Raw genomic sequence first — 22316 nt, 5'->3', positions numbered from 1 at the left:
ATGACTGCTCACTGGAAAGAAAACAATAAAAACCTCATGCTCTTCTCGGGTCGCGCGCACCCGGAGCTGGCCGAGGCCGTCGCTGCTGATCTCGGTGTGGAGGTCACCCCCATGACCGCCCGCGACTTCGCGAATGGTGAGATCTATGTGCGTTTCGAGGAGTCCGTCCGTGGCTCCGACTGCTTCGTCCTCCAGTCTCACACCCAGCCCCTGAACAAGTGGCTGATGGAACAGCTGTTGATGATCGACGCCCTCAAGCGTGGTTCCGCGAAGCGCATCACCGCCATTCTGCCGTTCTACCCCTATGCGCGTCAGGACAAGAAGCACCGTGGCCGCGAGCCTATCTCAGCACGTCTGATCGCTGACCTGCTCCAGACCGCCGGCGCTGACCGGATTGTCTCCGTGGACCTGCACACCGACCAGATTCAGGGCTTCTTTGACGGCCCCGTTGACCACATGCATGCCATGCCGATCCTCACCGACTACATCAAGGACAAGTACGACCTGTCCAACATCGTCGTGGTCTCCCCGGATGCGGGACGCGTGAAGGTCGCCGAGAAGTGGGCCAATACCCTGGGCGACGCGCCCATGGCATTCGTGCACAAGACCCGTTCCGCCGAGGTGGCCAATGAGATCGTGGCCAACCGTGTCGTCGGTGACGTCGCGGGCAAGGATTGTGTCCTGCTCGATGACATGATCGACACCGGTGGCACCATCGCCGGTGCCGTCGGCGTACTGAAAGAGGCTGGTGCCCACTCCGTGGTCATCGCCTGCACCCACGGTGTGTTCTCTGATCCTGCACGTGAGCGTCTCTCCAGCTGCGGTGCTGAGGAAGTCATCACCACCGACACCCTCCCCCAGTCCACCGAGGGCTGGAGCAATCTGACCGTCCTTCCGATCGCCCCGCTGCTGGCACGCACCATCAACGAGATCTTCGAGAACGGTTCTGTCACCACCCTCTTCGAGGGCGACGCCTAAACCCCGGGAGCTTCAACCATGTCGGAGGCATTCATCCACGTCCGACAGGCCCTTGATCCACTGGCTGACCCCGCACGTGCCGCCCAGATGAGGGCGTATATGCGGGGTCAGTTCCCTTTCCTGGGAATCAGTACACCGGTGCGACGCGAGGCCACAAAACCTGCACTCCGGACCATGAAGAATCTGGATCAATCATTCATCACCGATTGTTTCCAGGCTGAGGAACGCGAACTGCAGTACGTAGCCTGTGATCACATCCGGGGTGTGGGAATCACTGACCCGGAACTCGCCCACTCTCTCATCAGGATCAAGCCCTGGTGGGACACCGTGGATGCACTGGCAAAACCAATCGGAGCTGGTTCAGATGCGTCAACCATGCGAAGATGGGCCGTGAATGAGGATTTCTGGGTTCGGCGGGTGGCCATCATCCACCAGTTGGGCCTGGGGCACCGGACTGACCTTGAGCTGCTCAATTGGATCATTCAGCAAAACCTGGGGTCCGAGGAATTCTTCATCAACAAGGCCATCGGATGGGCATTGCGGGATCTGGCCCGTCACAACCCCTCCTGGGTTCGGGCCCATGTGGACAGCACAGAGCTCTCACCACTGAGCAGGCGGGAAGCCCTGAAGAATCTCTGACACCATCCCCTTATGGTTTGTTCCACGGTTTGCCACCGTGCTACCCTTTTCAAGTCTCGGCGAGGGCCGGTCACCGTGGATAATTCTCCGGAGATCAGCCGTTATCGACGCGATCTAGACTTCCACAGGCTCCATGTTGCCGCTTCACCGCGGTGACCTCCACCAGAGAGCCTGATGCCTGCGAAGACTCGACCAAGACATTCGAGTCGGTCGTGGGCTTTATTGTTTTCGCGGCCGAGTTTATCCGAATCAACCCATTCAAGGAGAAACACATGGCTAACAAGTTTGAGACCATTGAGGCTGCCAACCGCACCGAGTTCGGCAAGGGTTCCGCACGTCGCGCCCGCGTCGCCGGCCTGGTCCCTGCCGTCGTCTACGGCGCAGCACTGGAGAACAACCTCCACGTCACCGTCGACCACCGCGCTTTCGCCGGCCTGGTCCGTCGCAACGGCGTCAACGCCGTCATGGAGCTGGACATCGAAGGTGAGAAGCAGCTCGTCATGATCAAGCACATCGATCAGAACGTTCTGACCTTCAACATCGACCACCTGGACCTGCTCGCCATCACCCGTGGCGAGAAGGTTGAGGTCGAGGTCCCAGTCATCATCGAAGGCCAGCCTGCACCGAACACCATGGTTGTCCAGGATGCCGACACCATCCTCATCGAGGCCGACGCCCTGAACATCCCTGAAGAGATCACTGTCTCCGTCGAGGGCCTTGAGCTCGGCGCGCAGATCACCGCCGGCGACATCAAGCTTGCCGACGATCAGGTCCTGATCGACGAGGCTGACGTGCTCATCGTCAACATCGTTCTCCCAGCTGTTGAGGAAGCTCCAGCTGAGGACGGCGAGGACGAGGCTGAGGCTCCTTCCGAGGCTTAAGCACTCCCCAAGCGGGGCCGCTGATGTGATAGTGCACGATCACATCAGCGGCCCTTCTTTTGTACCCAGCTCCCCTGTGGTTTGACCTGGGTGGAGGGCATGGTTGACTAGTTAGTGTGAATGACTCCCCTGTTCTTGTGGTGGGCCTCGGCAACCCGGGCCCCAAATATGTTGGCACCCGCCATAACATCGGCTTCGAGGTGGTGGAGGAGTTGGTGGCCCGGAATCATGCGAATTTCAGTGTGCATAAGCGCTCCAACACGGAAACCGCCCAGTTACCCGGGATGATTGTGGCCAAGCCACGCAGTTTCATGAATCTGTCCGGCACCCCGATCCGGTCACTGTGTGACTTCTTCAAGATCTCGCCCGCCAATGTCATCGTGGTTCATGATGAGCTGGAACTGGATTTCGGTGAGCTGAAGCTGCGCCAGGGTGGTGGGGATCACGGGCACAACGGCCTGAAATCAACCAGCAAGTCCCTGGGCACCAAGGACTACTGGAAACTCAGCGTGGGTATCGGGAGGCCACCGGGACGGATGGATGCGGCTTCTTTCGTACTCAAGCCCTTTTCCAAACAGGAACAGGACAACGTGCCGATCATGGCCGCCGATGGCGCTGACCTGGTGGAGAATCACCTCCGGGGACTCTGACAGCCCCTACCAGCGTCGTGCATGTTTGACGGCCTTCGCCAGGGCGGCATCATCCAGATCCAGGGCACCGGCCTTACGCAGCCGATGTGCAACAGTCGGGCATGAGGAACAGCGGGGATTGTCCTTGCAGCACTTCTTCTTGACCTTGCCGCGTTCCAGTCGCTTCCGCACCTTGGCCATGGATTTGCCCATGGCCGTCTACTTTCTCCGTGCTTCCTTGAGCCGACGGGGAAGGTCAATGTCATCATTTTCCCAGGCCCCCGATTTGAGCAGGCGGGTGTACACCACGGGACAGTTCGTGCACCGCGGAGTTTTCTGACAGCACGTGGCCTTCAGTTTCAATCCCAGCGGATTGTGGGTCACCGTCACGCGTGAGGTCTTCTTCCTACGCTTGCTCATACCTTAAGAGTCTAGACCCCGCAGCTCCCCAACCCAAGCAAAATCCGGCTGCTCCGCCCAGAGGGAGAGCAGCCGGATCAGTGCGTCTTAGAGGGACACCGGCATGGCGCGCTCCGGGAACACCTTCGGACGGGCACCGGCGATCTCCTCGACAATGCGCACAACCTGGTTGGAGTAACCGAACTCGTTGTCGTACCAGACGTAGAGCACCAGGTGGCGACCCGTTGCAATGGTGGCCAGTCCATCCACGATACCGGCATGGGTGGTGCCCACGAAGTCAGTGGAGACCACCTCCGGGGAGCGAATCCAGTCAATCTGCTGACGCAGGTTGGAGTGCAGGGACACCCGGCGCAGGAAGTCATTGACCTCATCGCGGTCCACGTCCTGATTGAGGGTCAGGTTCAGCACAGCCATGGACACATTCGGGGTGGGGACGCGGATGGCGTTGCCGGTCAGCTTGCCCTCCAGCTCGGGCAGTGCCTTGGCGACGGCCTTGGCTGCACCGGTCTCGGTGATCACCATGTTGAGGCCAGCCGCGCGGCCACGGCGGGAGCCCTTATGGAAGTTGTCGATGAGGTTCTGGTCATTGGTGAAGGAGTGAACCGTTTCCACGTGACCGAATTCCACACCATAACGATCATTGATCACCTTAAGGACCGGGGTGATGGCGTTGGTGGTGCAGGACGCCGCGGTGACAATGTTGTCATCCTCGGCGATATCAGCCTGGTTGATACCGTAGACAATGTTCTTCAGGTCGCCCTTGCCCGGTGCGGTGAGCACGACCTTGGATACCCCCTTGGCCTGCAGGTGCTGTGCCAGTCCCTCGCGGTCACGCCAGCGACCGGTGTTGTCCACCACGATGGCGTTATTGATGTCGTACTCGGTGTAGTCGACGGTGGTCGGATCGTTGGAGTAGATCACCTGGATAGGGGTGCCGTTCGCCCAGATGATGTTGTTCTCATGATCGGTGGTGATGGTGCCATCGAAGGCACCGTGCACGGAATCACGGCGCAGCAGGGATGCACGCTTGATCAGATCATCCTCGGAGTTCTTGCGAACCACGATGGCGCGCAGACGCACGCCGTCATAGAGTGCCTCACGGGAGACGAGGATGCGGGCCAGCAGTCGGCCGATGCGACCGAATCCGTACAGCACAACGTCAGCATGCCTGGTGGATGGGTCAGCGCCGATGACATCTGCGAGGGACTCTTCCAGGAAGGCGCGCAGGTCGGTGCTGTCGGAGTTTTCAAAGTTGTAGGCCAGCTGTCCCAGATCGATCGATGCGGTACCAAGATCCAGTTCAACCAGTTCACGCAGGATCGCCAGAGTGTCCTGCAGTGGCAGTTCCTTGGTGGTGATGTGGCGCGCGTAGCGGTGGGACTTGATGATGTCGATGTCTGAGACATTCACAAGGAGACGACCGAAGACCGACACCACGACATTGTTATTGCGGTGCAGACGCCCGATGAGGGGCACCATCTGTTCCGCAACTGCGATGCGTTCGTTCCAGTCCTTGTGGTTGTTGGTCATTTAATGCGTCCTTCGATGGGTAGATGGAGAACAATCCCCCCTACCGTATATCAACCGGACGGATTTAATGCTTTCAATATGTGTTTCACTGTCCCGTCATTAATGTTACCAATTCCGGTTCCTACCAGGCAGTAGGCGTAATCCCAGTTCCCCAATGGTCCCGTCGCGGCCCGCAGTGGCGCTATCAGATGGTTCAGGTATGGGTAAACCGGGGGTAAACTTTCGTGTTCCCTCACGAACCTGGTCTCCACTCCCCTGGCATACCGCCCCGAGAAGGACCGACTTGACACAGTGGTTAATCCCATGTCGGGGGCGGAACGGAGGATGTCGCGGTTGGTCGGGGAGGTGCCCGCTTCGTCGCAAAGCAGGAAAGCGGAACCACAAGCAACCGCGGTCGCGCCCAGGGAGAGCACCCGCACCACATCTGCGCGGGTGGCCACGCCACCGGCAGCCACCAGCGGCGCGCGCACGCCCGCAGCCACCACTGCCTGAAGGAGATCGTCCAGAGAACGGACATCCGGTTCCTCTGCGATCGTCCAGCTGGAACGGTGCCCGCCAGCCTCGGGGCCCTGGACCACAAGCGCATCCGCACCCGCCTGCTCGGCCCGCCGTGCATCCTCCGGGTTGGTCACGGTCACCCAGGCCTCGATGCCCGCATGCTTGAGCGTGGCGAACTCATCAGCGGTGAACAATCCAAAGGTGCAGGAAATCACCGCTGGCCGCGCCGCCACAGCCAGTCGAAACTTCTCCTCCCACCCATTACTCAGATCCACCATGGGAACACGTGGCTCCCCCAACTTGAATTCACGGAACGGCTGGGTGAGCAACCCCGCAAGCTCATCCACATCGGAGGGTTTGGGCTCCTGTTCCTGAGGCCGAAAAAGATTGATGGCCACCCGACCGCGCAGCTGCACGAGTTCCGAACGGAATTGATCCACACCCATGGTTCCTCCGGCGAGAAATCCCAGGGAGCCAGCTTCTGCGGCCGCGTTGGCCAGGGCCGGGGTGGAAGGCCCTCCCGCCATCGGTGCGATGATGACGGGAAGTGACAGCGAATCGAGAATACCCATGCCAACCAATACTATTGATCAGGTGAGTTTCCTCTCCCGAATTCAAGCACTCTTCCGTCCCTTCGCCACCCCCGGTCTCCCCGATGCTGATTGGCTGGTGGTGGGCCTGGGCAACCCCGGTGCGAAATACGAATCAACCAGACACAACGTGGGATACATGTGCCTGGATGAGCTTCTCCACACCCACGCTGCCCCACCACTCACAGCGGTTCAGGGACTCAAGGTACAGATTGCCCTGTTGCCGAAGACAACAGAAAAGGCACTGGCGGTACGTTCCACCACCTTCATGAATCACTCCGGACAGGGCGTGGCGCCACTCGCACATCAGCTGGGTATTCCCCCTGAACGCATCATCGTGATCCACGATGAGCTGGACCTGCCCGCTGGCAAGGTACGCCTGAAAAAGGGCGGCAATGAAAACGGGCACAATGGGTTGAAATCCCTCACCGAGGAGCTGGGCACCCGTGATTACCTGCGCGTACGCATCGGCATCTCCCGCCCGCCAAAGGGCATGAATGTTCCCGACTATGTGCTGGCTCCCGTGGCTGATCAGCAGCCGGGAATTGATATAGCTGCGGATGCGGTGGATCTGATCATCTCCAAGGGATTATCTGTGGCGCAGAACGATATCCACAGTCGTTAAATTCATTCCCTCACCCAGTATCGTGGTGGGTGTCTGCGTCTGGTGTTGACAAGGCTAATGCCCCTCACCCCACCGGTACCGGTAGGCGTGAGAGGCACAATCATTCTTGTTCCGCAGGGACTTAGGTGCCAGCCCCCGCAGTTTCCGGGATGAGGCCGAATTCCGTGAGGACACTTTCGGTATGCTCGCCCAGCGCAGGAACCTTTGCCCACCGGGGTGTCATCCCAACCGGTAGAGAAGATGGCAGGAGCGCCTTCGCAGTATGCCCCTGGGTGGTCTCAACATCACGCCAGCGTTCACGTTCCTGCAACTGCGGATGCTCGTCATATTCGAACATATTGCGCAGTTGAGCATTGGCGATACCGATGCTATCGAGCTTGGCTATGAGATCTTTACTACTCATCTTCTGAGTGGCACCCTCAACAATCGGCATCAACTCTTCCTTATTGGCAAGGCGGTTGGAGTTGGGGGTGAAACGCGGATCATCGGAAAGCTCGGGTTGTTCGAGCACAACCTCACAGAACTGTTTCCATTCTCGCTCATTCTGAAGCCCCAGGAACACCGTGCCATCCGCCGAGTTAAAAGCACCATAGGGCTGGATGGAGGCATGAGAACTACCGGAACGCTTCGGAAGGGAGCCTCCATAGTTGGCGAATAGATGTGGTTGACTCATCCACTCACCAAGTGTTTCCAGCATGGAGATCTCCAAGACTTCCCCCTTACCGGTCTTAGCCCGCTGGATCAGGCTCGCCAGTATTCCTGAATAGGCGTACATACCCGCTGAGATATCAGCGATGGACGGCCCCACCTTGGATGGTGCGTCCGGAGTTCCGGTCACAGAGAGCAGTCCAGCCTCACACTGGATGATGAGGTCATAAGCCTTACGCTCTGTATAACTACCACCGGGACCGTAACCGGAGATAGACACATGAATCAGTTCCGGGTTGAACTCATGGCACTCTTTCGCACCGAGCCCCAGACGTTCCACAGCGCCCGGTTTGAGGTTGGAGACGAACACATCCGCTTGTGCTACCAGTGCTTTCAAGGCAGCCAGCCCATCATCACTCTTGATATCCAGTACCACTGACTCCTTGGTGCGGTTCAACCACACGAAGAAGCTGGAATCCCCATGAACGGTGACATCATAATTTCTTGCAAAGTCGCCGGTATCACGTTCAACCTTGATCACCCGGGCGCCCAGGTCAGCGAGTTGACGGGTTGCGAAGGGAGCAGCCACGGCTTGCTCGAGGGAGACGACTGTGAGGCCTTCAAGTGGGAGTGACATGGTGTGTCCTTTCAAGACTGTGGAATAAGTAGATCGTGTCAGCGTGGGCGGATTCTAGCTAACCGAAGACCATCGGAACCAAAGTGAGGGCGATGATTGTCACCAGAATTACTGAGATGGCGTTCATCCAAATACCGGTTCTCATCAGCTGGTTCATAGAGACTGCACCCGTGGAGTAGGCGATGGCATTCGGGGGTGTACCCACCGGCATCATGAAGGAACAGGTGCAGGCGAGGCCCGCAGCCATGGCCATGATCACAGGGTTCATCCCCAGTGCGATTGCCAAACCACCAATCACAGGAACAAAGGCCGCGGAGGTAGCGGTGGAGGAGGTCAGCTCGGTGACAGCCAGGAGCAAAAGCACGATGGCTAATACCATCAACCATTCCGGTGCGTTGCCCAGAACGGTCAGGGAACCGGCCAACCATTCAGACAATCCAGATTGTGTGATCTGAGAGGAGAGAGCGAGACCACCGGCGATAAGAATAAGCACATCCCAGGGCATTTCCCGGGTGTCTTTCCAATTCAAGATCATGACGCCGGTGCGGGGATTGGCGGGAATGGTCATAACCGCAACACCCGCGATAAGGGCGATGACGGTATCGGAAAGCCAGATATCATCACCGAAGATGAGTGGAACGAAGATCCAGCCCATTGCAGTGAGCGCAAAGATGACGGACACGATACGTTCACCACCGCCCATCTTCCCCAGACGGGTCAGCTCATTTTCGAAGATTTCGCGGCCCCCGGGAATTTCGTCGACCTCAGAACGCCACAGCACCTTGGTCAGCAGCACCCACCCGATGAAGGTGAAGACGATGACCGTAGGAATACCGACAGACATCCACTGGAGGAAGGAAACCGAGTAATCCAGTGGACCACGGATATAGGAGAGGATGACCAGGTTGACCGGGGAACCGATCATGGTGCCGAAACCACCGATGGTGGCGGAGTAGGCGATACCGATAACAAGACCGGTGCCCAACTTTGACTTATTGGGCAGCACTCCCTTCTCCTCCAGCATCTTCACCACGGTCATTCCCATCGGGATCATCATCATGGCGGTTGCGGTGTTGGAGACCCACATGGACAGCAGAGCGGTGGCGATCATGAAACCGGCAACCAGTCGCGCTGGTGCGGTTCCAATTCTCAAAACGATGTTGATGGCAATGCGCTTGTGAAGATTCCAGCGCTGCAGTGCCAGGGCGAGGAGGAACCCTCCCAGGAAGAGGAGGATGATTCCACTGGAGTAGTTTCCAGAAATGCTCCCCAGGTCCACTACCCCGAATGCCGGGAAGAGGATAAGCGGCAACATGGCGGTTGCAGCCAAGGGGACGGCCTCGGTAATCCACAACGCCCCCATCAGTACCGCGATGGCGGCCGTGACACGAATATCGTGAGAAACATCGTTGGGGATGATCAGCGCAACCACTCCGGCGAGGGTGACACCGATGGCCATTCCAGCGAACTTGTAATTCCGTGATCCTTGCGGAATTCCACGATCAAGTTGGCCTGGTGAGTAATCACGATCGCGGGTTGAGGGCGCAGAATTTGATGTCTGCGAACCGGGGACGGTCTGAGTCATGGGAATATTCCTTTTCGTGATGTTAAAGGGGATATTTCTTATCGCTTGCCTGCTCAATATATTACGATGACATGAATAGTGTCACGGCTCACAATACTTGTCAATAGCAATATGCATCACGGTTCTGAGCTGCTGATATGATCGTCGAGAGAGAAAAATATGGACCATCCTGGCCCATATATTGGCATAAGGAGTTCCTACATGAGTGAGCAGATCACCCAGTCAGATGCCGGCAAGAAGAAGGCTTCATTATCCAGCATTGCCGAAACATCTGTGCGGGAACGGATCCTGTCCGGTGAATTGAAATCCGGCACAGTGGTCCGCCCCGAGGATGTAGGTCGCGAACTCGGCATTTCCCAAACTCCCGCACGTGAGGCCCTCCAGACCCTGAAGGCCCAGGGGTTTTTAACTTCGGAAGCTGGCGTTGGGTTCGTGGTGGTGCCCCTCACCACTCAGGATATTTCCGATATCTTCACCGCCCATGCACTGCTGGCGGGTGAGATAGCGGCCAGGGCGGTGACCAATGCCGCCGAAGAAGACATAGCTGAGCTGGAGGCCATCCACTTTGAATTGATGGCAGCCTCAAAGCGTCGAGACTGGGAACTCGTGGAAGACCGCAACCATGCCTTCCACCGGCATATCACCAAACTGGCGGACTCCCCCAAACTTGCCCACGTACTCCGCATTGTCAGCCGATATATTCCCAGAACATTTTATTCATCCGTCGGCGGCTGGGTCGAGGCCTCCGTGCATGATCATGATGATATTTTGACTGCCTTCCGGGAAAAGGATGCCATCAAAGCGCGGGCTGCCATGTCAGAGCACATGGTCAACGCTGGCGAACTCCTCGCTCAGACCATCGCAACCGACTGAACCCGATAGGTTCTGAGCAAAATATTATGAGGCAGGAGACGCTAGATGCGTCTCCTGCCTCATAATTTTTTCAACACCTGACCAGGGCCAGGAGGGTATCAATCCTCGATGCCAGCGGCTTTCTTCGCACGCGCGTCCCAGACCGGATCCACCCCGGCATGCCCCGGGCCATGTCCGCGCAGGTAAACCATGATGGTGCGTTCAAAAGTAATGACAATGACACCGTTCTGGTTGAATCCGACGGTACGGACCACAACGATTCCGACATTCGGACGGGATCCCGATTCACGCTTGGACAGCACCTCCGACTGGGAATAGATGGTATCCCCCTCGAATACAGGATTGGGGAGCCTCACGCGGTCCCACCCGAGGTTCGCCATGACATTCATGGAGATATCTGTGACGGACTGACCGGTAACCAACGCCAGCGTAAAGGTGGAATCCACCAGGGGCTGCCCGAACTCCGTCTGCGCAGAATAGTGAGCATCGAAGTGTATCGGTGCCGTGTTCTGAGTCAACAAGGTCATCCAGGAGTTATCCACCGGCAGGACTGTGCGGCCCAGGGGATGTTTATACACATCGCCGACCTCCATGTCCTCAAAGTACCGCCCACGCCATCCTTCTACCGGTACCTTACGTTCCGTTGCTGCCTCGATCATTTCAGTACTCCTTATATACGTGCGGTTTTTTACTTTGTTGACTGTTCAAGGTCCTTTGCCCGGCCCCTTAGTAGCTGCGTGGCATATTGAGCACCTTGGTGCCAATGAAAGCCTTGATCAGGTTGTTGTTCACCGGGGCAACCTGATACATGCGGGTTTCGCGGAATTTACGTTCAACGTCATACTGATCAACGAAGCCATAACCGCCATAGGTATTGAGGCAGACGTTTGCGGCCTCCCATGACGCTTCGGAGGCGAGGTGCTTGGCCATGTTGGCTTCAGCACCCACGGGTGAATCATTATCCGCGAGCGCACAGGCCTCCCATCGGATGGCATCAGCCGCACGCACCTTCATATAGGCATCGGCGATCGGGAACTGAACTCCCTGGTTGGCGCCGATTTTGCGGCCGAAGGTTTCACGAGTGGAGGCGTAGGAACTTGCCCGTTCAATGAACCAGTAACCATCACCGATCGCTTCTGCGGCAAGAAGGATCCGCTCCATGTTCCAGCCATCGATGACATAACGGAAACCACGTCCCACCTCACCAACCACCGCGGAGGAAGGTACCCGCAGGCCATCGTAGATAACCTGGTTGGTCGCGTAGTTGAACATGGTGCGAACCTTGATCGGACGGAAGGCATCCGGCTGCTCGGCGCGGACCTGACGCAGGTCAACGAGGAAGAGGGTCAGTCCGCCATTGCGGTCATTGGCATCATAATCGCTGGTGCGGGTAAGAACGAGAAGCAGATCAGACTCATCGACGCGGCTGGTCCAGTTCTTATGACCGGTAATAATCCAATCATCTCCGTCCCGGACGGCGCGGGTCTGGATCGCGGAGGTGTTCGAGCCGGACACTTCCTCGGTGATGGAGAAGGCCTGGAGGCGGATTGACCCTTCGGCGATCCCGGGAAGGTAAGCATCCTTCTGCCACTGAGAACCGTGGTTGAGTACTGCCTTCATGGTGTATAGCTGTGCGTGACAAGCTGCGGCATGCCCACCTGAGCGGTTGATCTCCTCCATGATGATGGAGGCTTCGGTGATCCCGAGGCCCAGTCCGCCGTACTCTTCCGGAATCAATGCAGCCAGGAGCCCTTCCCCGGTCATGGCATCAACAAATTCCTGTGGGTACTCCCGCTTAAGGTCCTTCTCACGCCAGTACTCATCGGGAAAATCAGCACAGAGGTCCCGAACCTTGGAGCGGAGCTGTTGAATTAGTGGACGTTCACGGAGAAGCACGTTGGTTTCCATCCATTCGTCATCTGTGGCCGGGGCGGTGACGGAGATCTGGTCGGTGCGATCATTGAGCAGCATGTGATGAATCCCTTCGCTTATGTGATGTTGCATCTTCTGCAAAACTTATGAGACGTGGATCTCATAAAGGTCAATATATTGCACTGGTAGACTTTTTGCAAGCTTTTGATAAAGTTGCAGTTAGAACCTTGTTTCTTCAAAATATAGTGAGGGAAAATGAATTATTTTACCACTGGCACTACTGCACTTTTCAGCCCCGCCGATCGCCCCGACCGCGCACTTAAGGCGCTGGCGTCCCCTTCCGACCTGGTCATCCTGGACCTGGAGGATGCGGTGGCACTGGATCAGGAGAGCAAGCACATGGCGCGCACCGGGTTGCATCCCTTACTGCAGCAGGTCCCCGAACGAACCGGGGTGGTGATCCGCATCAATTCACCAGAAACAATCGAAGGCAAAAAAGATCTCCGCGAAATTGCCCACCTCTCCGGGATGAGTGGGCTGCCCAACTTCGCCATCATGGTGCCGAAACTGACCCTGTCCACCCCCCTGAATGAGATCCCCCAGAATCACCCCATCATCGGGCTCATTGAAACCGCAGATGCGGTACGCGATCTCTTTGCCATAGCGGCACATCCGCGGGTGGATCGCCTTGCACTCGGTGCAGTTGATCTCTCCACAGAGCTGAACTGTGACTCCACCTCGGCAACCATTGACCATGTGCGTGCTCAGCTGGTGATCGCATCAGTGGCAGCCGGGGTTGCCGCCCCACTGGAATCCCCATGTGTGCACTTTCAGGACACCGGGATTGTCAAGGACGCTGCGCGGAGGGCACGTCGGGATGGTTTTGGTGGGATGCTATGCATCCACCCGAGACAACTGGAGGGCGTGAGTGAGGCCTTCCGCCCCGACGAGAAAGACATCATCTGGGCTCAGAAAGTCCTGAATACGGGCGGAGCCGCCGCTTCAGTGGATGGTGAGATGGTGGATCGCCCGGTCCTCATGCGCGCACAGAAGATTCTTGCGGCCGCGGAATAGCAGTTGAGCTGATCAAAACCTGATGCGCCTTGAAGAAGTTCGTCTTCAAGGCGCATCAGGTTTTGATCAGCGGTGTCGTAGGGACCTACACCCGGCTGGGGACATCAGCGGCGGCGAGCACCGCGGCGTCGTCAAGCGCAAGGTCCGAAACATGGGCCAGCAAGGCACGTGCCATTTCTGGTCCCACCAGGCCAGCAGCCTTGTTTTCGATCTGTTCCCAGGTTGCCCGCTTACCGGAGGATCCCACGAAGGCATCCTCAAATTTCTCAAACTCGGTACCATCCTCAAGGACCACCTTGACGCGGGCCTGCCATGCTGCGGGGAAAGCCGCCTCAATAGCCTCATCGGTATAACAATTCACCTTGGGAATGAGATCACTGAGTTCGTTTGCGATCTCGGGCGCGTTATCAAAATCAGCAACTGTAGCCTCGCCGGTCTTCAGCGCGAGGGCTGCGCCGAAGGGCATGTTGAACTGTGCATCAACGGCACTGGTTACGGTGTTCTTCCGCTCACGAGGTAATGAAACCAGGGATGCTCCCGCGCTAATAACTGCAACATCAATCCTGTCTACCTTTGTGATATCCAATTCCGGATTCTCCGCCCGGATCTCGCGCAGCAGGTCAATACCACCGTGCATATAGCGACAGCAGGGATAAAATTTGATCGAGGTGTCCCATGCCGCCGAACCTGCAATCAGATTGAGACCGCGCCCCTCCACCAGCCCGCGACCATATTGGGTAAGGAACCCATCGCGACCCTCTATTGAGGTGAGTGGTGCGGTGAAGCCAGCTTGTGCCAACCTCGCCGCCCGGATTCCCGCAGCGGCAGCATTGCCCGAATTCAAACGTTTGGTCCAGGACCCATCGGAAAGAAACTCCAGGCTACCGGCGGTGATATTCGCAGCAATAGAGATCGCATTCGTGGATTGCGTCGCATCCAGCCTGAGGAGATTAGCCACCGCAGCCGCCGATCCAAGTGCGCCGGCTACGCCCGTGGGATGGAATCCACGGCCATAGCTTTCGGCAGCACCGAGGAGCACACCCACACGGCACATGACCTCGTAGCCCACCGCAGCCGCCGCCAAGAGGTCGCCATAGGAGGAGCCTTCCTCCTCGGATACGGCGAAGAGAGCAGGAAAAACAACAACAGCCGGATGCAGAGAGCTTTCTTCAAAGGTGTCATCCAATTCAAGACCATGGGCAATGGTGCCATTGACCAGAGCCGCATGCTCAGGAGTAGCGAACGTCTCTCTGCCGGGCGCTGACACCACCCGCGATGGTGCGGCAGGACTCGCCTCATCCCAGGTCGGGACGGCCCGGCGCACAACTTCAGCCGACTCACGATCTAAACCGCCCAGGGTAACTGCCGCATAGTCGGCATGAAGAAGGCGCATCCACCCCTCATAGTCAGCAGAGAGCTGGTGTCGCTGGGATACAAAGGCGCCGATCTGCTGAGCAAAAGTCTGGGTTTCCGGAGCCTGGATGGCGTGATTCTTGGGATTCATGGACTTCTCTTTCCTTGAAGTGTGTAGGTCTTAAGCTATGGAGTGCATCGCACGGAAAGACCTCACCCGATGCGCATTGAAATCCAATATATCGACATGTGACGCAGTTCGCAATAGATTGGCCGCTTTGACATAAAGCACACCGTGGTCGTGGGTTTTTGCAGGTAAAATCAGTCTTTGACCCAATTTACCCACCAAGCCTAAGCTGCAGCACAGATATATTTTTAGCCGGATTCACTTTTTTCAGACCAATTTTCAAACCCTTCGTAGGCACCAAAATAACACCAGAACACACCAGATAGGGTTCGGCCCGCCCCAGGCGCTATCCTTAATAGCCATGAGCACCACCAGCACAGCAGTAGAAGCACAACGCCGCCGGACATTCGCCGTCATCGCACACCCCGATGCCGGTAAATCGACCTTGACCGAGGCGCTCGCTCTGCATGCGCACATCATTTCCGAGGCTGGTGCCACCCACGGCAAGGCCGGACGCAAGGCCACCGTCTCCGACTGGATGGAGATGGAGAAGGACCGCGGTATTTCCATCGCGTCCTCCGCGCTGCAGTTCGAGTACGCGCCCGAGAATCATGAGGGTGAGCCCTACATGATCAACCTTGTCGATACCCCTGGTCACGCGGATTTTTCGGAAGATACCTACCGTGTCCTCATGGCCGTCGACGCCGCCGTCATGCTCATCGATGCCGCCAAGGGCCTCGAGCCGCAGACCCTGCAGCTGTTCCGCGTGTGTAAAGCCCGCGGCCTGCCGATCATCACCGTGATCAACAAGTGGGACCGGGTCGGTCGAACCCCGCTTGAGCTTGTCGACGAGATCGTCCAGGAAATCGACCTCCAGCCCACACCATTGTTCTGGCCGGTTGGTGAGGCCGGTGACTTCCGAGGACTGGCACGCATCAATGAGGATGGTGAGGCCGATGAGTACATCCACTTCACCCGTACCGCCGGTGGCTCCACCATCGCTCCGGAAACCAACTACTCCCCTGAGGAGGCAGCTGCCCGCGAGGGCGACGTGTGGGAAAACGCCACCGAGGAAGCTGAACTCCTGGCCGCCGATGGGGCTGTCCATGATCAGGAGATGTTCCTCTCCTGCACCACGTCCCCGCTGATCTTCGCCTCGGCAATGCTGAATTTCGGTGTCCACCAGATTCTGGATGCCCTGTGTGCCCTGGCCCCGTCCCCGCAGGGCCGCGAAGTGGATCCGAAGGCACTCGAAGCAGCCACCGCCGCCATGGATGAGCGTCGTGATGTCACCGACGAGTTCTCCGGAGTGGTGTTCAAGGTCCAGGCCGGTATGGATAAGAACCACCGCGATACCCTCGCCTTCATGCGGGTGGTGTCCGGTGAATTCGACCGTGGCATGCAGGTCACTCACGCGCAGACAGCCCGGAGTTTCTCCACCAAATACGCCCTGACGGTATTCGGCCGCACCCGCTCCACCGTGGAGACAGCCTTCCCGGGTGACATCGTGGGTCTGGTCAACGCCGGCGCACTTGCCCCCGGTGACACCATCTTCGAGGGTCGTAAGATCCAATACCCACCAATGCCGAAATTCGCCCCGGAGCACTTCCGTATTCTGCGTGCGAAGTCTCTGGGCAAGTACAAGCAGTTCCGCAAGGCTCTCGAGCAACTCGATTCCGAGGGTGTTGTCCAGATCCTGCGCAACGATATCCGTGGCGATGCCAACCCGGTCATGGCTGCTGTCGGCCCCATGCAGTTCGAGGTCATGCAGGCACGCATGGAGGTCGAATACAACGTGGAGACGGTCGCCGATCCGATTCCGTACACCGTGGCCCGTCGTACCACCGCAGAAACCGCAGTGGAGCTGTCCAAGCAGCGCGGTGTGGAGATTTTCACCCGCACCGATGGAGAGATCATTGCACTGTTCGGTGATAAGTGGCGTCTGTCCTTCATCGAGAAGGAGCACCCGGAGTTCGTACTGGAGTCACTCGTGGCTGAGTAGTCTCTCCCCCTAGCCAAGAACCCGCCGATGATTCCCCGCGAATCATCGGTGGGTTCCTGGCTTTTCATGATTGTCCACAGGCCCGAAGCAGGCCGGTGTGGTTATCCACAGCCAGATTCGAGGTGTCCTGGGCAGGGCAGCACTTTGGGTTTAGCGTGAGGGACACAGTGAAAACCACGATCCCCGCCGGAAGGACCACCATGAAACCCATCCACTTTTACTGCCCCGACTGCGACCACACCCACGTTGGACTGCCAGTGATCTCCAGGCCGTATCCAGATGTCATCGCCACGAAAATAAACCGGGTGTCCACCGACCGGTTGCGTCTGGGCAATGATGCCTGCCGGATCATGTACCCCAAACCCCGGAGGAGTTTTGTCCGGGCCAATCTGGATATCCCGATCACCGATGAGGATGACTCACTGCCGTACGGACTCTGGGTGGAACTGTCTGAGCGGGATTTCGATCAGTACAGGCGCTGTGAAAAGCACAATATTCCGCTGATCATCGATGGGTGGCTGGCTAATGAGGCCCCCGATTTCCCTGGCACGCTCGGCATTCCGGTGCAGATAGTCACGCGGGCCTTCCCACTGCGCCCCCTCCTGCAACCAGTGGAGCATGATAATGATCTCTGGCGGGCCTTCGAATACGGCATTGAGGACTGGGAGGCCCAGCTCCGCATGGAGATCGCCACTCTCGCCTCCGCTGAACCCGAGGAGCAATCCCGGGGTCATGCCGCCTGATCACCGGGTGCCACCGGATCACACCAGGGCTATCGCACCCATTACCGTCAGGATGATGGCCACGAGATAGCCCGCCCATTTCGCCAGGGCGGTCCTGTTGTGGCCCGCCTTCTCAAACATGACCCCGACGGGGCTGTCCGGGTAGGCACGAACCCAACCGACCAGGAACGCCACGATGGTGGGCAGGCTGAGTGCGAGGCTGGCGTAGATCACCAGCCCTCCATATCGAACGGCCACACTGAAATCACCCGCGCTGAGTACTGCCAGACCTGCGTAGAACGGTGCGGATGTGGCTGACTGGATGAGGCCGAGAATGAAGCCCGCGACAACGGTGATGAAGGAGGGTTTCCTGACTGGAGCCAAAAATCGCTCAATCATCTCCGTATTGCCGTCACCTTTGCTGAGCTTGGTGGCAATGAAGGAGATGACCCCCACCACGATCAACACGATGCCGAACACCGGCGAGTCGAGGAACTGCTGGACCAGGTCATCCAAGCCGTCGAAGATCACCATGACCACCAGGCACAGCAGGAATACACCCAGCCAGTCACCGAGGATCAGCAGCGTGGCAATCAGCCCGTATTTACCGCCACGTGGCAGGAACGCCGCAATGGCCACGATGATTCCGATGAGTAGGACATTTACTGAGTCCAGTAATGCGAAACTCACGGCAAGCAGCACAGGGGGCACTCTTTCAGTTGATCAACAGGGAATAGTGAACACCCCGCTCCCCGCATGCGCGACCTGGTCGCGGATATCAGGGGGAGCAGGGCACCTCATTTAAGGTCGGATCAGATCAGGGCAATGTTACGTCCTGTTACTTCTCCGCAGGGGCGTCCACCGGGTTTTCGCTCACAACGATACCGTCGGAATCCGCATACAGGTAATGGCCCGGGATGAAGTCCACGCCACCGAAGGAGACCACCACATCACGGTCGCCTTTGCCGGTCTTCGATGATTTGCGCGGATTGGTGCCGAGCGCCTTGCAGCCGAAGTTCATCTCCCCGATGACAGCGGAGTCCCTGATGGCGCCGTTGACCACCACACCGGCCCAGCCGTGGTCCTGGCCCAGGCCGGCGATGATGTCTCCCACGAGGGCGGTGTGGACGGAGGCGTCACCGTCGATGACGAGCACTCCGCCAGGGTTGTCCTCGCTGAGGATGGATTTGAGCAGCGCATTGTCCTGGAAGCATTTCACGGTGGTGATCTGTCCGTGAAAGTCGATGGCACCTCCGAGATTCTTGAACTGTGTGTCGCAGGAGCGAACGTCATCGCCGATGATGTCCACGAGGTCGGCCGTTGGAATGAAGGTACCCAAGTTGTCAGTCATGGCACCAGCATAAAACCAAAGCAGGCCACCTGTCCCCCGCATCGCCGATTATCCAAAATTCCAACTCCTGCCAACCAGGACACACCCCCGCAGAAACATCGGGTGCATCACAAACAGGCCCCGGCATTAGTCGGCACCCGCCACCCACCCCTAAACTTGCATGCAGTGTGCAAGTTTTCATGTGGTGTGCACCGATGCCGCTCCCTCCCCGATAGCGCATCAGTCCACTCATGTGCATGTCACAATCCTGATGTCACTATGAAAAGTTAAGGAATCATGTCGAAGTTCCTCTACAAGATAGGCTCACTCGCCTATCGGAAGAAATGGCCTTTCCTGGCCCTCTGGATGGTGCTGCTGATCGCCACCGCCACCCTCGCAGGGCTGTTCGCGAAGCCGACCACCAGTTCCTTCTCCATCCCAGGTCTGGATTCCGTGGTCACCATGGAGAAGATGCAGGAACGTTTCCCCGCCTCAGAGGACGCCACCAGCGCCCCCACCGGCAGCGTGGTCATCCAGGCCCCGGAGGGCAGCACCCTCACGGATCCTGAGGTGGCGGCCGAGGTCAACGCCATGCTCGCGGAGGTCCGTGGCACCGGTGTCCTCGTTGATCCGGACACCAGCGTGATCGATCCTGTCATGGCTGCTCAGGGACTGTCTGCCCAGATGACCCCGCAGCTGCAGGCCCAGGGTGTCCCGGAGGAGAAGATCGCAGCTGACCTTGCTGCCATCAGCCCCTTGAGCCCCGATGAGACCACCGGCATCGTCTCCATGACCTTTGATGCTCCGGCGGTCATGGATGTCACTGCCACTGACCGTGAAGCTGTCACGGACATTCTCGATGAGTACAACGAGGGCGAGCTGACCGTTGTCTACAACGGCAACGTCTTCGGCGCCGCCGCGACCACCATAAACATGACTTCCGAGATCATCGGTCTGCTGGTCGCCGCCGTCGTCCTGATTGTCACCTTCGGTTCCTTCATCGCCGCCGGCATGCCGCTGATCTCCGCGATCGTCGGTGTCGGAATCGGTGTGCTCGGAGTCTCCCTGGCAACGGTCTTCTCTGACGATATCAATGACATGACCCCGGTCCTGGCCACCATGATCGGTCTGGCCGTGGGTATTGATTATGCTCTGTTCATCGTCTCCCGTTTCCGCAATGAGTTGATCTCCCAGTCCGGGGCGAATGATCTGGAGCCGAAGGAACTGGCCCAGCGTCTGCGCACGATGGATCTGGCCACCCGCTCCCACGCCATGGGTATGGCTGTGGGTACCGCCGGTTCCGCCGTCGTATTCGCCGGCATCACCGTCCTGATCGCACTGGTGGCCCTGTCCATCATCAACATTCCATTCCTCACCGCCATGGCACTGGCTGCCGGCGCCACGGTCCTCATCGCGGTCCTCATCGCGATCTCCTTCCTCCCTGCACTGGTCAGTCTGCTCGGCACCAGGATCTTCGCAGCCCGCATGCCTGGACCAAAGGTTCCGGACCCAGAGGATGAACGCCCCACCATGGGACTGCAGTGGGTCCGCCGGATCCGCAAGCGCCCACTCACCCACCTGCTGGTCGGTGTAATTCTGCTGGGTCTCATCGCCATCCCTGCTGCAAACATGCGCCTGGCTATGCCCACCGATGGCACCGCCACCCCGGGCACCGCGCCACGCACCGCCTATGACATGACAGCCGATGCGTTCGGTCCGGGCCGAAACGCCCCGATGATCGCACTCGTGGATGCTGCAGACGTGGCAGAGGAAGAGCGCCCACTGGTCTTCGGCCAGGCTGTGGAACAGTTCCTCAGCACGGATGGCGTGGCCAATGCACAGGTCACCCAGACCACTGAGAACTTCGACACCGCCCAGGTGCTCATCACCCCTGAGTTCGACGCCATCGACGAGCGCACTTCCGACACCCTCGCGCAGCTGCGTACAGATGTCAGTGAGTTTGAGGACACCACCGGTGCCACCTATGGCATCACCGGTGTCACCCCGATCTACGATGACATCTCCGAACGTCTCTCCGATGTTCTGATCCCGTACATCGCCATCGTGCTGATCCTGGCCTTCATCGTGCTGCTGCTGGTGTTCCGCTCCATCTGGGTTCCGCTGATCGCAGCACTCGGATTCGGCCTCTCTGTTGCCGCAACCTTCGGTGCCACCGTGGCGATCTTCCAGGAGGGCTGGCTGGGTATCATCTCTGATCCGCAGCCGATCCTGTCCTTCCTGCCGATCATGCTCATCGGTCTGGTCTTCGGTCTCGCCATGGATTATCAGATCTTCCTGGTCACCCGCATGCGGGAGGGGTTCACCAAGGGCAAGACTGCAGGCAACGCCACCTCCAACGGTTTCAAGCATGGTGCCCGCGTGGTCACGGCTGCTGCCTTGATCATGATCTCGGTCTTCGCAGCCTTCATCGCGCAGGACATGTCCTTCATCAAGACCATGGGCTTCGCACTGGCGATCGCCATCGTCTTCGATGCCTTCATCGTCCGCATGACCATCATCCCGGCCACCATGTTCCTGCTCGGCGACAAGGCCTGGTGGCTGCCGAAGTGGCTGGACCGGATCGTGCCCAACATCGACGTCGAGGGCGAAGCCCTCAGCGAATACGATGAGAAGCGCACCCGCGAACTGCAACACAACCAGAAGGAATCCGTGGGTGTCGGGGCTTCGTGAGACCAAGAAGGCCGCAACCCGCACCGCACTGTCACGGGCTGCCGCGGAGATCGCTCTTGATGAGGGTCCGGAGGATCTGACCGTCGCCGCCATCGCGGCGCGGGCAGGGGTATCCACCAGGACATTCCACAACTACTTCACCTCGCGTGAGGAAGCACTGCTGGAGTTCATCTCTGAACGGGTCCGGGATCTGGTCAGCCAATTCGACGATGTTCCGGAGGACCTCGGTCTGCTGGAGGCGGTGGAACACCTGGTGGTGGAGCACCTGCGCAGGGGTGAATCGGAACTGGATTCCTTCAGGGCGCTGTTCCGCATCTCTGAGATCCTCGAAGGCATCACCCCCACCCCGGAACACCCGGAGACCAACATAGTGGTGGTCCCGCTGCTTCCGGCGATGCTCCCCCGCTCCCCCGGCCTGGATGATTTCGAGGCCTCGGTGTCCATCCACCTCATTTTCTCCGCCATGCGGGTGGCACTCGAGCGGTTTTACCGCCTGCCCGAACCCCGCGATATCGAGGTCGGTGTCGGGCTGGTTCGCCGGTCACTCCGCCTGATCAATCTGGAACCTTAAGACCCCAAAAAGAGCTTGTCGACGCCCACAGGTGGGGCGTC

At 58.4% G+C, this 22316-nt stretch carries 22 protein-coding genes; 11 read left to right on the top strand and 11 right to left on the bottom strand.

From position 1 onward, the window contains the following. The 4 genes from CFAEC_RS04150 to pth (CFAEC_RS04135) all read left to right on the top strand — a co-directional run bounded on the left by CFAEC_RS04150 (window position 1) and on the right by pth (CFAEC_RS04135) (window position 3148). Complete coding sequence (locus tag CFAEC_RS04150; RefSeq protein ID WP_290279100.1) at window positions 1-978, top strand: ribose-phosphate diphosphokinase; 978 nt, start codon at window positions 1-3, stop codon at window positions 976-978. A gap of 18 nt (window positions 979-996) precedes the next feature. Continuing rightward, window positions 997-1617 (top strand): DNA alkylation repair protein, encoded by a 621-nt coding sequence (locus CFAEC_RS04145; protein WP_290279098.1) that lies wholly within the window; start codon window positions 997-999, stop codon window positions 1615-1617. A gap of 272 nt (window positions 1618-1889) precedes the next feature. Next, a complete protein-coding gene (locus tag CFAEC_RS04140) occupies window positions 1890-2498 on the top strand; it encodes a 50S ribosomal protein L25/general stress protein Ctc (protein WP_290279097.1) in 609 nt (202 codons plus the stop codon). A gap of 116 nt (window positions 2499-2614) precedes the next feature. Continuing rightward, on the top strand, window positions 2615-3148 hold the full coding sequence (pth, locus tag CFAEC_RS04135) for an aminoacyl-tRNA hydrolase (protein WP_290279096.1): 534 nt from the start codon (window positions 2615-2617) through the stop codon (window positions 3146-3148). 6 nt (window positions 3149-3154) lie between these two features. On the opposite strand, the gene CFAEC_RS04130 is transcribed toward pth (CFAEC_RS04135), so the two are convergent. The 4 genes from CFAEC_RS04130 to CFAEC_RS04115 form a co-directional block, all read right to left on the bottom strand. Continuing rightward, the gene (locus CFAEC_RS04130) at window positions 3155-3340 is read right to left on the bottom strand and encodes a hypothetical protein (protein WP_290279093.1); all 186 of its coding nucleotides are present in this window, start codon (window positions 3338-3340) and stop codon (window positions 3155-3157) included. A 6-nt stretch (window positions 3341-3346) separates the two neighbouring features. Then, the gene (locus CFAEC_RS04125) at window positions 3347-3547 is read right to left on the bottom strand and encodes a hypothetical protein (protein ID WP_290279091.1); all 201 of its coding nucleotides are present in this window, start codon (window positions 3545-3547) and stop codon (window positions 3347-3349) included. An 87-nt stretch (window positions 3548-3634) separates the two neighbouring features. After that, window positions 3635-5077 (bottom strand): glyceraldehyde-3-phosphate dehydrogenase, encoded by a 1443-nt coding sequence (locus CFAEC_RS04120; protein WP_290279089.1) that lies wholly within the window; start codon window positions 5075-5077, stop codon window positions 3635-3637. Window positions 5078-5127: 50 nt separating this feature from the next. Beyond that, a complete protein-coding gene (locus CFAEC_RS04115; RefSeq protein ID WP_290279088.1) occupies window positions 5128-6147 on the bottom strand; it encodes an NAD(P)H-dependent flavin oxidoreductase in 1020 nt (339 codons plus the stop codon). 22 nt (window positions 6148-6169) lie between these two features. On the opposite strand from CFAEC_RS04115, the gene pth (CFAEC_RS04110) reads away from it, so the two are divergent. After that, a complete protein-coding gene (gene pth, locus CFAEC_RS04110; RefSeq protein WP_435384274.1) occupies window positions 6170-6790 on the top strand; it encodes an aminoacyl-tRNA hydrolase in 621 nt (206 codons plus the stop codon). A gap of 121 nt (window positions 6791-6911) precedes the next feature. Here the strand turns inward: pth (CFAEC_RS04110) and CFAEC_RS04105 are convergent, their stop codons facing one another. Next, window positions 6912-8075 carry a CaiB/BaiF CoA transferase family protein gene (locus CFAEC_RS04105; protein ID WP_290279085.1) on the bottom strand — a complete coding sequence of 388 codons (1164 nt, stop codon included), beginning with the start codon at window positions 8073-8075 and terminating at the stop codon, window positions 6912-6914. Between the two features lie 58 nt (window positions 8076-8133). Beyond that, entirely contained in the window at window positions 8134-9660 is a 1527-nt protein-coding gene (locus tag CFAEC_RS04100) for an SLC13 family permease (RefSeq protein ID WP_290279083.1), read from the bottom strand. 201 nt (window positions 9661-9861) lie between these two features. Between CFAEC_RS04100 and CFAEC_RS04095 the strand changes: the two genes are divergently transcribed. Then, entirely contained in the window at window positions 9862-10533 is a 672-nt protein-coding gene (locus CFAEC_RS04095; RefSeq protein WP_290279081.1) for a GntR family transcriptional regulator, read from the top strand. 98 nt (window positions 10534-10631) lie between these two features. On the opposite strand, the gene CFAEC_RS04090 is transcribed toward CFAEC_RS04095, so the two are convergent. Both CFAEC_RS04090 and CFAEC_RS04085 read right to left on the bottom strand, forming a co-directional pair. Continuing rightward, window positions 10632-11192: a MaoC family dehydratase gene (locus CFAEC_RS04090; RefSeq protein WP_290279079.1), complete on the bottom strand. Its 561-nt coding sequence runs from the start codon at window positions 11190-11192 to the stop codon at window positions 10632-10634. A gap of 67 nt (window positions 11193-11259) precedes the next feature. Continuing rightward, window positions 11260-12504: an acyl-CoA dehydrogenase family protein gene (locus CFAEC_RS04085; RefSeq protein ID WP_290279077.1), complete on the bottom strand. Its 1245-nt coding sequence runs from the start codon at window positions 12502-12504 to the stop codon at window positions 11260-11262. A 156-nt stretch (window positions 12505-12660) separates the two neighbouring features. Here CFAEC_RS04085 and CFAEC_RS04080 point away from each other — a divergent pair, with 156 nt between their 5' ends. Next, window positions 12661-13479 carry an HpcH/HpaI aldolase/citrate lyase family protein gene (locus tag CFAEC_RS04080; RefSeq protein ID WP_290279076.1) on the top strand — a complete coding sequence of 273 codons (819 nt, stop codon included), beginning with the start codon at window positions 12661-12663 and terminating at the stop codon, window positions 13477-13479. Between the two features lie 85 nt (window positions 13480-13564). Here CFAEC_RS04080 and CFAEC_RS04075 read toward each other — a convergent pair whose 3' ends face one another. Then, a complete protein-coding gene (locus CFAEC_RS04075; protein ID WP_290279074.1) occupies window positions 13565-14983 on the bottom strand; it encodes an MmgE/PrpD family protein in 1419 nt (472 codons plus the stop codon). A 337-nt stretch (window positions 14984-15320) separates the two neighbouring features. On the opposite strand from CFAEC_RS04075, the gene CFAEC_RS04070 reads away from it, so the two are divergent. Together CFAEC_RS04070 and CFAEC_RS04065 are read left to right on the top strand one after the other, a co-directional pair. Next, the gene (locus CFAEC_RS04070; protein WP_290279073.1) at window positions 15321-16961 is read left to right on the top strand and encodes a peptide chain release factor 3; all 1641 of its coding nucleotides are present in this window, start codon (window positions 15321-15323) and stop codon (window positions 16959-16961) included. Window positions 16962-17161: 200 nt separating this feature from the next. Then, on the top strand, window positions 17162-17704 hold the full coding sequence (locus CFAEC_RS04065) for a DUF2199 domain-containing protein (RefSeq protein ID WP_290279071.1): 543 nt from the start codon (window positions 17162-17164) through the stop codon (window positions 17702-17704). Between the two features lie 18 nt (window positions 17705-17722). Here CFAEC_RS04065 and CFAEC_RS04060 read toward each other — a convergent pair whose 3' ends face one another. Then, on the bottom strand, window positions 17723-18385 hold the full coding sequence (locus CFAEC_RS04060) for a hypothetical protein (protein ID WP_290279069.1): 663 nt from the start codon (window positions 18383-18385) through the stop codon (window positions 17723-17725). A gap of 136 nt (window positions 18386-18521) precedes the next feature. After that, window positions 18522-19034 carry a ribonuclease E activity regulator RraA gene (gene rraA / locus CFAEC_RS04055; protein ID WP_290279067.1) on the bottom strand — a complete coding sequence of 171 codons (513 nt, stop codon included), beginning with the start codon at window positions 19032-19034 and terminating at the stop codon, window positions 18522-18524. 276 nt (window positions 19035-19310) lie between these two features. Here rraA and CFAEC_RS04050 point away from each other — a divergent pair, with 276 nt between their 5' ends. Continuing rightward, the gene (locus CFAEC_RS04050; RefSeq protein WP_290279066.1) at window positions 19311-21704 is read left to right on the top strand and encodes an MMPL family transporter; all 2394 of its coding nucleotides are present in this window, start codon (window positions 19311-19313) and stop codon (window positions 21702-21704) included. Continuing rightward, window positions 21688-22275, top strand: a complete 588-nt coding sequence (locus tag CFAEC_RS04045; RefSeq protein ID WP_290279063.1) for a TetR/AcrR family transcriptional regulator — start codon at window positions 21688-21690, stop codon at window positions 22273-22275. Before CFAEC_RS04050 ends, CFAEC_RS04045 begins: the two co-directional genes overlap by 17 nt. Window positions 22276-22316 lie beyond the last annotated feature (41 nt).

The sequence above is a fragment of the Corynebacterium faecale genome, assembly GCF_030408735.1.
Lineage (GTDB): Bacteria > Actinomycetota > Actinomycetes > Mycobacteriales > Mycobacteriaceae > Corynebacterium > Corynebacterium faecale.
This window is presented reverse-complemented; position numbering and strand designations above follow the sequence as displayed.

Bases quoted from the DNA above. Each gene is read 5' to 3' on its own strand.
- CFAEC_RS04105 (WP_290279085.1), bottom strand. From the start codon at position 8,075: ATGTCACTCCCACTTGAAGGCCTCACAGTCGTCTCCCTCGAGCAAGCC.
- CFAEC_RS04095 (WP_290279081.1), top strand. From the start codon at position 9,862: ATGAGTGAGCAGATCACCCAGTCAGATGCCGGCAAGAAGAAGGCTTCA.
- CFAEC_RS04050 (WP_290279066.1), top strand. From the start codon at position 19,311: ATGTCGAAGTTCCTCTACAAGATAGGCTCACTCGCCTATCGGAAGAAA.
- CFAEC_RS04130 (WP_290279093.1), bottom strand. From the start codon at position 3,340: ATGGGCAAATCCATGGCCAAGGTGCGGAAGCGACTGGAACGCGGCAAG.
- CFAEC_RS04080 (WP_290279076.1), top strand. From the start codon at position 12,661: ATGAATTATTTTACCACTGGCACTACTGCACTTTTCAGCCCCGCCGAT.
- CFAEC_RS04150 (WP_290279100.1), top strand. From the start codon at position 1: ATGACTGCTCACTGGAAAGAAAACAATAAAAACCTCATGCTCTTCTCG.
- CFAEC_RS04125 (WP_290279091.1), bottom strand. From the start codon at position 3,547: ATGAGCAAGCGTAGGAAGAAGACCTCACGCGTGACGGTGACCCACAAT.
- CFAEC_RS04120 (WP_290279089.1), bottom strand. From the start codon at position 5,077: ATGACCAACAACCACAAGGACTGGAACGAACGCATCGCAGTTGCGGAA.
- CFAEC_RS04075 (WP_290279074.1), bottom strand. From the start codon at position 14,983: ATGAATCCCAAGAATCACGCCATCCAGGCTCCGGAAACCCAGACTTTT.
- CFAEC_RS04100 (WP_290279083.1), bottom strand. From the start codon at position 9,660: ATGACTCAGACCGTCCCCGGTTCGCAGACATCAAATTCTGCGCCCTCA.
- CFAEC_RS04085 (WP_290279077.1), bottom strand. From the start codon at position 12,504: ATGCTGCTCAATGATCGCACCGACCAGATCTCCGTCACCGCCCCGGCC.
- CFAEC_RS04065 (WP_290279071.1), top strand. From the start codon at position 17,162: ATGAAACCCATCCACTTTTACTGCCCCGACTGCGACCACACCCACGTT.
- CFAEC_RS04090 (WP_290279079.1), bottom strand. From the start codon at position 11,192: ATGATCGAGGCAGCAACGGAACGTAAGGTACCGGTAGAAGGATGGCGT.
- CFAEC_RS04140 (WP_290279097.1), top strand. From the start codon at position 1,890: ATGGCTAACAAGTTTGAGACCATTGAGGCTGCCAACCGCACCGAGTTC.
- rraA (WP_290279067.1), bottom strand. From the start codon at position 19,034: ATGACTGACAACTTGGGTACCTTCATTCCAACGGCCGACCTCGTGGAC.
- CFAEC_RS04145 (WP_290279098.1), top strand. From the start codon at position 997: ATGTCGGAGGCATTCATCCACGTCCGACAGGCCCTTGATCCACTGGCT.
- CFAEC_RS04070 (WP_290279073.1), top strand. From the start codon at position 15,321: ATGAGCACCACCAGCACAGCAGTAGAAGCACAACGCCGCCGGACATTC.
- CFAEC_RS04115 (WP_290279088.1), bottom strand. From the start codon at position 6,147: ATGGGTATTCTCGATTCGCTGTCACTTCCCGTCATCATCGCACCGATG.